The organism is Pseudomonas sp. GW821-FHT03E01, from assembly GCF_059420765.1.
The window spans coordinates 246135-257834 of sequence record NZ_JBWKUI010000011.1; the positions used below are offsets into that span (position 1 = coordinate 246135).

An 11700-nucleotide genomic window follows, 5' to 3' on the forward strand; every position below is an offset into this window, starting at 1 on the left:
GCTTCGCCAGCTGCTACAGGTAAAATGTGTCGAAATATTTGCTTTCATTTAACCGCGGGTATATACACGCACCATGCTTCCTTCTCAATGTTTGTGCACTAACCTGCGTCGCGCCGCTCGTGGCGTCAGCAGGCATTACGACGGCGCGCTCGACGGCTTCGGGATCAACGTTGCCCAGTATTCTCTGCTGTGCAACCTGCAGCGTCTGGATCAGCCGAGCATCTCGACACTGGCCGAGGCCATGGGCCTGGATCGCAGCACCCTGGGGCGCAATCTTCGGGTGCTGGAAGGTGAAGGTCTGGTGACGCTGGTCGAGGGCGAAGACATGCGCAATCGCATCGTCCTGCTCACCGAGACGGGGCGCGAACGTCTGGCAGCGGCCTTGCCAGCCTGGGAAGCGGCGCAGCAGCGGTTGATCGACCGTCTGGGTGCCGAGAAGCGTGAAACCTTGCTGAAACTGCTGGACGAACTGGCTTGAGGCCAGTTTTTTCGATCTTAAGCGGGTATATACCCGCTACCGGAGAACAATAATGACATCGATGTGGCGTACGTGCGGTTGGGTGCTGTTGGGCAGTGCGCTGATTCTGGCGTTGTCCCTGGGGGTGCGACACGGCTTCGGGTTGTTTCTGGCGCCGATGAGTGCCGAATTCGGCTGGGGTCGCGAAGTGTTTGCCTTCGCCATTGCCCTGCAGAACCTGATCTGGGGCCTGGCGCAGCCATTCACCGGCGCATTGGCCGACCGCTTTGGCGCCGCAAAGGTGGTGTTGATCGGTGGTGTTCTGTACGCCCTGGGCCTGATGTTCATGGGGTTGTCCGATTCGGCGGTGACCTTGTCCTTGAGCGCCGGGTTGTTGATCGGTATCGGTCTGTCCGGCACCTCGTTCTCGGTGATCCTTGGCGTGGTCGGCCGTGCCGTACCACCGGAAAAACGCAGTATGGGCATGGGGATCGCCAGTGCTGCCGGTTCCTTCGGTCAATTCGCCATGTTGCCCGGCACGCTGGGGCTGATCGGCTGGCTGGGCTGGTCTGCGGCATTGCTGGTGCTGGGCCTGCTGGTGGCGTTGATCGTGCCGCTGGTGAGCATGCTTAAAGACAAACCGTTGCCGGTGCTTGGGCATGAGCAAACCCTCTCTGAAGCGCTACACGAAGCCTGCTCCCATTCAGGGTTCTGGTTGTTGGCGTTCGGCTTTTTTGTCTGCGGTTTTCAAGTGGTGTTCATCGGTGTGCACCTGCCGGCGTATCTGGTGGATCAACACCTGCCAGCCTCCGTCGGCACCACGGTGCTGGCGCTGATCGGGCTGTTCAATATCTTCGGTACCTATACCGCAGGCTGGCTTGGCGGACGGATGTCCAAACCGCGCTTGCTCACCGCTCTGTATCTGTTGCGGGCGGTGGTGATTGCACTGTTCCTCTGGGCACCCGTCACTCAGGTCACGGCCTATTTGTTCGGCATGGCCATGGGTTTCCTCTGGCTGTCGACGGTGCCCTTGACCAACGGCACGGTGGCAACCTTGTTTGGTGTCCGAAATCTGTCCATGCTCGGCGGGATTGTTTTCCTGTTCCACCAGTTGGGCTCGTTCCTCGGCGGCTGGTTGGGCGGGGTGGTGTATGACCGAACCGGGAGCTACGACTTGATCTGGCAGGTGGCGATTCTCTTGAGTCTGATGGCCGCAGCCCTGAACTGGCCAGTACGGGAGCAGCCGGTGGCGCGCCTGCAAACCCAGGTGAGTGCCGCATGAACAGTCTTTGGCCGCGGATGGCAGCCATCGCCGTCGGCGTATTGCTGCTGGCCCTGGTTTGGTGGGGCTGGCATCAGGGTGGGCTGGCATTGATGCAGCTGGGCATGGGTGCTTGCTAGCGAGCTGCTTGCTAGCGAGCGGCGAAGGCGAGTAGTTTCGCGTTCTGACGATTGCTCAAGGATGCACCGACATGCCGATGCGCTGGCTTGCAGTTCCTGCGTTGCTGATGTTTTTTTCCGGGCTGGCTCAGGCAGCAGAATGCCCGGAGCTGTTGCAAGGCTCATTGCCGAAGCTGCGCGCCAAGGAATCCATCGATTTGTGCCAGCGCTTCGCCGGCAAACCGTTGGTGGTGGTCAATACCGCAAGCTTCTGTGGCTTCGCCCCGCAGTTCAAAGGTCTTGAGGCGCTGTATCAGCGCTACAAGGATCAAGGGCTTGAGGTGGTCGGTGTTCCATCCAATGACTTCAGGCAAGAGTCCAAGGATGGTGCAGAGACTGCCAAGGTCTGTTATGTGAATTACGGCGTGACCTTCACCATGACCGAACCGCAGAAAGTCCGCGGCGATGACGCCACGCATTTGTTCAAGGTCCTTGCCGAGCAAAGCAGTTCGCCGAAGTGGAATTTCTACAAATACGTGGTCGATCGCCAAGGCAACGTGATCGCCAATTTCTCCAGCCTGACCAAGCCCGACAATCCCGAGTTCATCGAGGCGGTGGAGAAAGCCCTGGCCTCGAAGCCCTGATCGACGCGCACTAAAAAGCCCCGCCTCTGTACAAGAGTGCGGGGCTTTTTCAATTCAGGCGGCGAGGGGTTCAGGTTCGCCGTGAATGATCAGAAACGGTAGGTCGCGCCTACACCGAAACCGTTTGCCCAGTTTTCATACTTGGCGTTGTAGCTCTGGCGGCCGTTGCTGTTGTTGACCTTGACCGACTCTTCGCGCAGGTACGAGTACGCTACGTCGATGGTCAGGTCGTCGGTCGGACTCCAGCCCGCGCCCAGGCTGAAAATCTTGCGATCGCCAGTCGGAATGCGCGGGGAGCGGTTTTCGTTGTTGGTTGGTGCCTGGTCGACGGACAGACCGGTACGCAGAACCCATTGTTTGTTCAACTGGTACGAAGCACCGATGGCGTGAGCCCAGGTGTCATGCCAGTTCTGTTCTTCGGTGATGGTACCAAACCGGCTGTTCAGGGCTGCAGGGACGCCGCTGTTTTCGACGCTGATTTCTTTCAGGCGGCTCCAGCGAGTCCAGGTGCTGCCCGCGTAGAGGGTCCACTTGTCATCCAGTTGGTGAGTGAGCGAGATATCAACCGACTCAGGAGTCGTTATGTCCAGGGATGCATCGTACTTCTGGTTAGGGTTCTGACCCAGAGCCCCGAGGAGGCTGTAGTTGACCTTGGTGTCACCTTCGAGCTTGTACTTCACTTTCGAGTGGTAGGTCAGGCCAACGCGAGTGCTGTCGGTCGCTTGTACCAAGATGCCGATGTTGTACCCCAGCGCGGTGTCGTCACCTTTGATCTTGACGTTACCGTCCGCTGCGCGCGGGTTTAGTGACAGGTTCGATTCCAGGGTGCCGTCAATGCGGTTGATGGTCGGACCGAAACCGATCGACACCTTGTCGTTGAAGGCATAGCTGATGGTTGGCTGGAGAGTCACGATTTTGACTTCGCTTTTACTGCCGAAGTAACGGCCGGCGAAGCCGTTCTCGTAGTCGGTCACCAGACCGAATGGAGCATAGACGCCGAAACCGACTGCCCACTGGTCATCGAGTGGCTTTACGTAGTAGCCCATGGGCACGCCCATGAAAGGGACCATGTCACCTTTGTTGGTACCACCATTCGGGCTGGAGCTGGCATCACTGATGTCAGCGTGCGCGTCGATAAATGCAACACCGCCGGTCACTTGTTCGCGCTTGAGGCGAGACATGCCGGCAGGGTTACCAAAAACAGTGGATGCGTCGTCGGCAGAAGAAGATCGCCCGGCAAAACCTGTCCCCATCCCGCTGATGCTTTGTTCGTTGAGGGCAAAGCCACTGGCGAAGATCTGGGTGGATGCCAAGGCAACGGCGAGGCTAAGGGTGGTTTTGAGCATTACTTTTTTCATTATTAGAACTCCTGGTGATCACCGGAGCGAAAATTACCAACATTTTCGTCCGGGCGCCATAGCCTGTATTGCTTGATTTAGAGCGGTTTTGTAGGACAATCCGACCAAAATCGCGACCTGTTGGGCGATCTTCTGAAATGGGTGAATCAGCAGGCGACCTGATTCAACGATGAAACACAGGTTTGCCAGGCGTAGGTGAAGTCTCGCAAACGACCTTGGGGCTGGAAGGTCTGGCGCCAGATTCGGGCCATTCCCAGCAAGTCATCGGAGGCGGGGAGGGGAGTGTTCTGTTCTTCTACCAGCAGCCAGGCGATGGCTGTGGCATAACGCAGGTTGACGGTCAATTCCAGGTGCGGCCCGCTGAGAAAAGCATGCTGGCTGGCCAGGCCGCGAACCAGGCTCGCCCGCTCCGGGTCCAGGGCCAGGTAGTGATCCCAGAGGGCCTGGTGGCGGGGCTCGGCGATCCGGTACAAGCCGTGTCCACGGCGGTCATGCAGGGCTGAACCAAGGGCTGACTGACTGGCGGCGATGCCCAGCAGCAGGGATTCGGCAGTCGCGCTATGGCGCCCGAGGTAGATCAATGTCGGACGGATCACATAACGGCACAGTTCGCTGGCAGCGATACCCATAAAGCCCTCGAAACATCAAGTGGTCGGCGATACCTGAAGAGGCCTTGGCAGCTGTGGATCGAATCAGGCTCGCCGTAAGCGGATCAAGCCGCTTGAGTTGAAGTGTAGTGTCATTATTTTGCTGTAAAGGACTGTTTTTAAAATATTTCCGGCTTCGAGTTATAACCGTTATATCGGTTGGTGCTTAGGCAATGGCGGCTAAAAGAGAAATATCGGGCGATAAAAACCCCGCTTTTCAGGGTGATGCTGTTCACCTAAGCGGAGCCGCCTTACCGTCCTTGGCCTGGAAGGCCTTGGACGGTGCAGACGCGACTCACTCTATGGGGGGGTGGAGGAAGGTGCTCAGGAGCCGGCGTACGCGACGGCGACGGGTCGATGATGTAAAGGCACAGTGCAACCACGTTCTACGTGGCGGCGAAGCCCTGGAAGGAGTTGTCCTAGCTCTTCATGTTGACATTGCAAAAGCAAACAGCGACGACACCAGAATCAGCGACACGGTCAGCAGCAGGGTGTCGTCAGGCAACTTGATCGGGCATTCATAGGGTTTGTTGATTTACGCGCCTTTTCATGAATATTTTTTTTCTTGGATAAAATGCAGGTGCTTCATTTGACATTTGGGATCCAATGTCTAGAATCGATCGCATGAGCCCCTCGGATGGGCCAAAAAGAATAAAAGTAAGAAGGAAGATACAATGCATGGAAGCTATCCGTATCAGCGTATTGCAGTCTGCAATACCTTCAAATTGCACCTCGCAAAAATCATCACTGAATTTCCCGCCTCGTCGCATTGTGCTGTGAATTATTTTGCTCGCGCACGGTTTTAATTAATCTCGACCTTCATGCATCTAACAGTTTGGATTGTTGATATCCCAAACTTATGGTGCCTGGCTTGCTGTGGGCCGTTATTGGCAGGTTCGCACTTTCGATATTGAATAATCGAAATAGACGTTCGTCCCAAAAAAAGTTGGCTGATCAAATGGAATTCCGATTCTCGCTAAAGGAGTGGCTTGGCCATGTTTAAAAGACGCAAGCGCATTGCGCTGGATGATCCCAGTCTGGAACGTGTGAAGTTAACACCCCAGATGCTCACCTACGATCAATTCGCCAGTCGCAGTCGTTCCCAGTACTTGCCTTATGTGATGGGTTTCAATGCCGCCGATTACCGTTCGGAAGCGATCAATACCGATCGGCTCGGATTTCGCCTGGCCTATGATGCGCAAGGTCGGCCGGTCAGTGTCGGCACCCTCGAGGCCAGCACGCTATCAGAGGTGAATTTACTGGTCGGGGCATCGTCAGCCTTGGGTTACGGGGCTTCCAGTGATGCCGCCTCGGTAGCGAGCCGCCTGTCCACGCATGATCCCGATGCTACGCCATGGCTGAATTTCGCGGGGCATACCTTTAATGCGACCCAGGAATTGATGCTGTTCGTGCTGCATGCTCATCGACTGCCCAAAGTGCGACGCATCGTGATCATGGGCGGCTTCAATACTCTGGTCATGGCGCGTCTTCCTGAGTTCATTCGAGGTGATCTGCCACCGTTCTACTTCTGCGGTGACTATTACGAAAAGTTTGATGAAATTGCTGAGGAAAATGGTGCAGAACTGCCGCCTGGAAAACTTCCAAAATGGCCGGCCGAAACGACTGAGGTTCCGCCTGTTTCGCAAACTCTGGTACGCGCTCTGCAAGACACCATGAATTGTCTGACTACCTGGAAACGCCTCGCGGATTCTTTGGGTGCAGAACTTACGTTTGTTCTCCAGCCCTTGGCGACTTGGGTAAGAACGCCGTGTGCCGAAGAACAGAAGCTGTTCAATGAGCTTGATCAGATTTCCCGGTTTGGTACCTGGCAGCATTTATATGGCGATATATCCGCCCCCACGGTCGCGGAATATTACGCCGATAGTCTGGCCAACAGTTGTCATGACTTGGGTATTCGATTTGCCAGTTTGATCGATGATTTTAGAGAGCGTCCGGATGATGAATGGTTATACGTTGATCGCGCGCACTTTACCGACCTTGGCAGTGATGTCGTAGCACGCGCCATTCATCGATACCTGCAATGAAAATTTAGGGGGCTCTATGTTAAAGCGAATTCGCAAGGCACTTGGTTCTTTGTTCAAGAAAAAGAAAAAAGCCAAGAAGAAAAACAATTCCTCCATATATCCAATGCACTGATGAAGACTAATAGGCAAATCTTTTCCAGCTTCCTCGGGGCAGAGACCGGGGGAGAGGCCAGGCGCATGTTCACGCCGGTCAGCCTGCGCACTTGCCTGGGTGAGGTGCATGGGACGGACTTGGTAGACGTCGACTTCACCAGCCCGGCGGCTTTGGCGGGGCTGGCGAGTGTTGCATGCGAGCGGCTTGGGCCGTTGCGCGACGGATTCCGAAGGTTGGTACAGACAATCGAGGGGAACGAAGCGGATGCCCAGGCGTTGCGTGCCAAGGCGGCGTTGGAGTCGGCTCCCTTTCTGATCGGCAGTCAGCACCTGATTCATGGGGTGTGCGGCAGCTGGAATAATGAAGCACGCCATGCCATGGCAGCGCTTAGTATCCATGCGGCGGATGTGGGTGCCGGTCAGCCAGGGGCCAGTCGTATCCAGCGCTACCTGGAATTGCTGCGTCAGCACGCGCTGGCAGATGCTGGCGAAGATCTCTTGCGAGCAGTGGCCGACCCAAGGATCTCGGACGGAGCCTTCAACTTTGCCTCGACCCTGCTCGTATTGGGGCATTTTCCGGAGTCGCTGACGGCCCAGATCCTGGGGATCAACCTTTACCTGCGTCATTGTGGGCTGTTGCCCTCGTTTGAGTTCATCGCCCATAACGAGCCGTCCGCTCGACAGTTTCTCGATCTGCGTCGCGACCCCGCTGGTAGTGCCGACGATCTTGCCGTGCTCGCCGAAACGGCAGTCCGGGAATTTCTCGTGCAAATGGGCGCTGCCGGAAACGATGGGGTACGCCAAGGCTACCTGTGGGCGCGCCGACAGGCCGAGGAGATGAACGAAGCGCTGCTCGATGTGCTTGAGCGTTGGCTCGATCCGAGAGAGGCGGCGCGCCACCTGATCAGCCGACGTCGGCTGGATGCTTGTCAATACCATGACAAGACTCAGTTGAATAAGGTGCCGATGAAGCCCTTGCTCGCAGTCGACGACTCCTTGAAGTTTCTCGACCATCTTGCCGCCAGCGCTTACGTGCGGGCGGGCAGGCCGGAATCGAGTCCACTGCTCACCAGCCTGATTTCGCCGCGGGGCAAGATGTTCCGAATCTTCAGTCGCGACGATATTGCCATTCTTCACCGCTGGATCTGCGGCTTGCCTTATTCCGATGCGCCCAGGCAGACCCCGGCTTTCCAGGCATGGAAAGACGACGGCAAACTCGCCGGGGCTCTTCGCGAGGTTGCTGAAACCCAAGCGTTGGTCGCCAGATTCAGCCCGCGACAGGCCTACCCGCGCCTGTTGCGAATAGAGCTCACGCCGTCGGAGGAATCCTATGCCGGTCACTACGTGAAGAGCTGGCTGGCCAGGGCCGCCCGTGGCGTCACCAAGGGGTATTGCTCGTTGCCGGAGCGTTGGGCTCCCGGTGTCTTGCAGCAGTGGTTGCAGGGCCAGCATGAAGCTTCCAACCAGGCACTGGAGCAGGACGAAGAGCTGCCGTCTCGCGATGAGGTGGTCGCCGATATCCTGTCCCTGGCGCCGCTGACAATGATCGACGGGGCCTGGCTGGCCGGGTTCGCCCACCCGGCGGTAGCCTCCACGGCGTACGGCAGCAGACTGTTCGAAACGCTTTTCGATGAGTTGGGCAACGGAATCGAGGCGCAGAACCATCCCGTCATCTACCGCCATCTGCTCAAGGCAGTACATGGCGAGTTGCCGGCCACCGCCGACCCTGGATACGCCAACGCCGCTTGCTTCAACGACGAGAACTTCGAGCTGCCCGTGTTCTGGTTGTCTATCGGGCGATATCCCCAAACCTACTGCCCGGAGATTCTCGGGCTGAACCTGGCGATGGAGCTATCCGGAGTAGGGGGCGGTTATCGGCGTACCCACAAGGCGTTGGTTGCCTATGGCTATCCGACGATGTTCGTCGATCTGCACAACTCCATCGACAACATCTCCACCGGGCATACGGCATGGGCTGCCGCGAGTCTGGATACCTACCTTTGTGCTTTTTCTCGTAGTGACCGTGATGAACTCTGGGCGCGCGTCCGTAATGGATTCGTCGCGCTCAATCCACCCAGGGAGCAAACAATGCTGGATAAGTTTCGCGAAAAAGTGAGGTCGCTGCTATGACGATTACGCTTGGCATCTCTGCCTTTTATCACGACAGCGCGGCCACTCTGGTAGTGGACGGCAAGATCGTTGCCGCGGCCCAGGAAGAGCGTTTCAGCCGGATACGGCATGACCCGGGTTTCCCACGCAAGGCCATCGAGTACGTCCTGAGGAACGCAGGTATAAACCTGGCCGATGTCGACCATGTCGCCTATTACGAAGACCCGGCACTGAAGTTCCGTCGGGTACTCTCGACGGCCGCCGTGGCCGGGCTTTCGGCAGCGCGCACCTACGCACCGGTGCTTGGCGAATGGCTATCAACCAAGCGCCGGATGGACCGTGAGGTCGTGCGTCATCTCAGAGCGATGGGAGACCGGGACGGTCGCCGAATCGAAGTGCATGGTCACCACGAGTCCCACGCTGCATCGGCATTTTTCCCCAGTCCTTTCGAGAGCGCCGCGATCCTGTGTATCGACAGTGTCGGCGAGTGGGCGACGACCACCATCTGGCACGGCAGGCCAGAAGGTATAAAGCTGGTTGCCGAGTTGTCCTTTCCCCATTCGCTGGGCCTGCTTTATTCGGCCTTCACCTATTTCTGCGGCTTCAAGGTGGACTCCGGCGAATACAAACTCATGGGACTTGCGCCATATGGCAAGCCCCATTACGTCGACACGATCCTCTCGCATCTGATCGATGTGAAGCCCGATGGCAGCTTCAGGCTCGACTGGACCAAGTTTGAGTTCATCAAAGGCCAGGTTATGACGGGCGATGCCTTTGAGCAGCTGTTCGGTGGCCCCCGGCGCTTGCCCGAGGCCCCCCTTACCGATCGCGAGTTCGATTTGGCCGCATCGGTGCAGAAAGTCACGGAGATCGTCGTTTCGCGCCTGGCCAAGACCGCCCGTGAGCTCACTGGCGAGACCGCACTGTGCATGGCCGGGGGCGTTGCCCTCAACTGCGTAGCCAACGGCGTGATCTCGCGTGAGCGGATATTCGACCGTCTGTGGGTGCAACCGGCGGCTGGCGATGCGGGTGGCTCGCTGGGCGCCGCGCTGCTGACTGACCGCAAGTATCGCGGCGTAGCAAGCCGCGAACTGCCTGCTGGCGTGCGTGATGGCATGAGCGGAGCATTGCTTGGGCCGGAGTACAGCGAAGAGCAGATCAGGGACGAACTGGAAGCCTGCGGCGCTGTTTTTCACAGGCTTTCGCCGGAAGAGCTCGACCAGCGGGTGAGCACCAGCATCGAGGACGGCGGGGTCATCGGCTGGTTCCAGGGGCGAATGGAGTTCGGTCCGCGATCGCTTGGCAGCCGTTCGATCCTGGGTGATCCGCGCCGCTCGGACACCCAGTCAAACATGAACCTGCGCATCAAGTTCCGCGAGTCCTTCCGCCCCTTCGCTCCCGTGGTGCTTGAGGAAAAAGCGGCAGACTACTTCGACATCGTCGAGGAAAGCCCCTACATGCTGGTGGTCTCGCCCATTGCAACGGGCATTCGCAAGGCGATCCCACAGGAGAGTGCGCGGCTTACCGGGATCGACTTGCTCAAGTTGGTGCGTAGCGATCTGCCGGCAATCACCCACGTGGACTTCTCGGCAAGGGTGCAGACCGTTGACCGGGAGCGCAACCCGCGGTTCCGGGCGCTGCTTGAACACTTCTATCAGCGTTCAGGGTGTCCTGTATTGGTCAACACCTCGTTCAACGTGCGCGGTGAGCCGATTGTGAACACGCCGTTCGAAGCCTATCGCTGCTTCATGCGTACCAACATGGATGTGCTGGCGATTGGCGACTTCTACCTCGATAAATCGGAGCAGCCTCAGTTCGAGGAGGCGGTCGACTGGCGCGAGACAGTACCGCTGGATTAACTCTTTCATACACTAGGGAAGGTGCACTATGGATTATGTTCTGCTCTACCTGATCCTGCCGTTGGGGATGTTTATCCGACGAACCAAGGCGTTCGCCCATCAGCCGGACCCCAAGGTCACCTCATACCTGAACCGCAAATCATGAGCGTCATGGCCATGGATGTTCAGGAGGCTTCATTGGTACAGGTGGTGGTCGTCAATGATCCCGACCTGACCGGGCTGGAGGGCTGTCGCGTGAGGCTGGCCGAAACGCCGCACTGCGCTGAGAGTGTGGGAGCAGTCGGCGGGGACTGGCTCGGCACAGTGTTGGGCCGGGACATCGTCGAGGCAATTCGCGCATTTCCTGACAGCCCGCACAAAGCGCTGCTCATCAGAGGCATTTCGCTCTCTACGGACGTCGCGACGCCGCGCAATGGTTTCCTGCCCAACGCCGAGTGTGTTCTTGACTTCGATCTGCTGCACTTTGGCATGTTGCGGCTGCTGGGTGTCAGGCCGCATGCAGTCGAGTATGAGAACTTCGGCAAGCTGGTCAGAAACGTCGTTCCGGTTCCGGAGGCCGCGGGCACCACCAGCTCTTGGGGCGCGGATGTGGAGTTTTTCTGGCACACCGACAATCCCAACTGGCCCTTCGCCGATCAAAGCCGAAATGTCGCGACCGCCGTGCCGAACTTTTTGGCCTTTACCGCCGTGCGCAACTTTGAAGGCGCCTCCACCGACATTGTTTGTGTGGATCATGTCCTTTCAAAGCTGCCCGGCTGGGCGATCGCCCAGTTGCAGAAGTCTGCCTACACCTTTGGTGCCCCTGCCTCCAACGAGGGCTTCGATGGCCAGCCGAGGGTGCTGCCGGTGCTGGAGCACGACGAGGGCGGTTATCGCCTGCGCTTTGACGATGGCATCGTGGCCGCCCTCGACCTGGACAGCGAAAAGGCACTTGGGCTCCTGCGCCAGTGCCTGCGCGATGCCCAGGGTATAGAGGTGGTGTTGCAACCAGGCGACTTCTTCATTTTCAAAAATGCCCGCGTGCTGCACCGGCGCAAGGCGTTCCAGCCTCTGCTCAACGGCAAGGCGCGCTGGCTGCGCCGGGTGTACGGCAGTTGAGCCTTTGCTT

General features: G+C 58.0%; 10 protein-coding genes and 1 pseudogene. 8 read left to right on the forward strand and 3 right to left on the reverse strand.

What is annotated here, in order from left to right; all coding sequences use genetic code 11:
* Window positions 1–73 precede the first annotated feature (73 nt).
* From AC07VO_RS19990 to AC07VO_RS20005, 4 genes are all read left to right on the forward strand, one after another.
* A complete protein-coding gene (locus AC07VO_RS19990; protein ID WP_007898923.1) occupies window positions 74–478 on the forward strand; it encodes a MarR family winged helix-turn-helix transcriptional regulator in 405 nt (134 codons plus the stop codon).
* A gap of 52 nt (window positions 479–530) precedes the next feature.
* Window positions 531–1739: an MFS transporter gene (locus AC07VO_RS19995; RefSeq protein WP_064619342.1), complete on the forward strand. Its 1209-nt coding sequence runs from the start codon at window positions 531–533 to the stop codon at window positions 1737–1739.
* Window positions 1736–1858 carry a hypothetical protein gene (locus AC07VO_RS20000; RefSeq protein ID WP_007936107.1) on the forward strand — a complete coding sequence of 41 codons (123 nt, stop codon included), beginning with the start codon at window positions 1736–1738 and terminating at the stop codon, window positions 1856–1858. Before AC07VO_RS19995 ends, AC07VO_RS20000 begins: the two co-directional genes overlap by 4 nt.
* A gap of 71 nt (window positions 1859–1929) precedes the next feature.
* On the forward strand, window positions 1930–2481 hold the full coding sequence (locus AC07VO_RS20005) for a glutathione peroxidase (protein WP_018925139.1): 552 nt from the start codon (window positions 1930–1932) through the stop codon (window positions 2479–2481).
* A gap of 89 nt (window positions 2482–2570) precedes the next feature.
* On the opposite strand, the gene AC07VO_RS20010 is transcribed toward AC07VO_RS20005, so the two are convergent.
* From AC07VO_RS20010 to AC07VO_RS20020, 3 genes and pseudogenes are all read right to left on the reverse strand, one after another.
* A complete protein-coding gene (locus AC07VO_RS20010) occupies window positions 2571–3839 on the reverse strand; it encodes an OmpP1/FadL family transporter (RefSeq protein ID WP_064619339.1) in 1269 nt (422 codons plus the stop codon).
* A 146-nt stretch (window positions 3840–3985) separates the two neighbouring features.
* The gene (locus AC07VO_RS20015) at window positions 3986–4468 is read right to left on the reverse strand and encodes a hypothetical protein (RefSeq protein ID WP_007936111.1); all 483 of its coding nucleotides are present in this window, start codon (window positions 4466–4468) and stop codon (window positions 3986–3988) included.
* Between the two features lie 407 nt (window positions 4469–4875).
* Window positions 4876–4997 (reverse strand): annotated as a pseudogene (locus tag AC07VO_RS20020) (phosphatidylcholine/phosphatidylserine synthase); the annotation flags it as partial.
* 484 nt (window positions 4998–5481) lie between these two features.
* Between AC07VO_RS20020 and AC07VO_RS20025 the strand changes: the two are divergent.
* The 4 genes from AC07VO_RS20025 to AC07VO_RS20040 all read left to right on the forward strand — a co-directional run bounded on the left by AC07VO_RS20025 (window position 5482) and on the right by AC07VO_RS20040 (window position 11690).
* Window positions 5482–6531, forward strand: coding sequence for an SGNH/GDSL hydrolase family protein (locus tag AC07VO_RS20025; protein WP_018925142.1), 1050 nt, complete (start codon window positions 5482–5484; stop codon window positions 6529–6531).
* 177 nt (window positions 6532–6708) lie between these two features.
* A complete protein-coding gene (locus AC07VO_RS20030) occupies window positions 6709–8754 on the forward strand; it encodes an iron-containing redox enzyme family protein (protein WP_086945884.1) in 2046 nt (681 codons plus the stop codon).
* On the forward strand, window positions 8751–10592 hold the full coding sequence (locus AC07VO_RS20035; RefSeq protein WP_086945827.1) for a carbamoyltransferase family protein: 1842 nt from the start codon (window positions 8751–8753) through the stop codon (window positions 10590–10592). Before AC07VO_RS20030 ends, AC07VO_RS20035 begins: the two co-directional genes overlap by 4 nt.
* A 141-nt stretch (window positions 10593–10733) precedes the next feature.
* Window positions 10734–11690, forward strand: a complete 957-nt coding sequence (locus tag AC07VO_RS20040; RefSeq protein WP_064619327.1) for a TauD/TfdA family dioxygenase — start codon at window positions 10734–10736, stop codon at window positions 11688–11690.
* Window positions 11691–11700: the final 10 nt, after the last annotated feature.

Bases quoted from the DNA above. Each gene is read 5' to 3' on its own strand.
- AC07VO_RS20010 (WP_064619339.1), bottom strand. From the start codon at position 3,839: ATGAAAAAAGTAATGCTCAAAACCACCCTTAGCCTCGCCGTTGCCTTG.
- AC07VO_RS20000 (WP_007936107.1), top strand. From the start codon at position 1,736: ATGAACAGTCTTTGGCCGCGGATGGCAGCCATCGCCGTCGGCGTATTG.
- AC07VO_RS20040 (WP_064619327.1), top strand. From the start codon at position 10,734: ATGAGCGTCATGGCCATGGATGTTCAGGAGGCTTCATTGGTACAGGTG.
- AC07VO_RS20015 (WP_007936111.1), bottom strand. From the start codon at position 4,468: ATGGGTATCGCTGCCAGCGAACTGTGCCGTTATGTGATCCGTCCGACA.
- AC07VO_RS20035 (WP_086945827.1), top strand. From the start codon at position 8,751: ATGACGATTACGCTTGGCATCTCTGCCTTTTATCACGACAGCGCGGCC.
- AC07VO_RS20005 (WP_018925139.1), top strand. From the start codon at position 1,930: ATGCCGATGCGCTGGCTTGCAGTTCCTGCGTTGCTGATGTTTTTTTCC.
- AC07VO_RS20030 (WP_086945884.1), top strand. From the start codon at position 6,709: ATGTTCACGCCGGTCAGCCTGCGCACTTGCCTGGGTGAGGTGCATGGG.
- AC07VO_RS19995 (WP_064619342.1), top strand. From the start codon at position 531: ATGACATCGATGTGGCGTACGTGCGGTTGGGTGCTGTTGGGCAGTGCG.
- AC07VO_RS19990 (WP_007898923.1), top strand. From the start codon at position 74: ATGCTTCCTTCTCAATGTTTGTGCACTAACCTGCGTCGCGCCGCTCGT.
- AC07VO_RS20025 (WP_018925142.1), top strand. From the start codon at position 5,482: ATGTTTAAAAGACGCAAGCGCATTGCGCTGGATGATCCCAGTCTGGAA.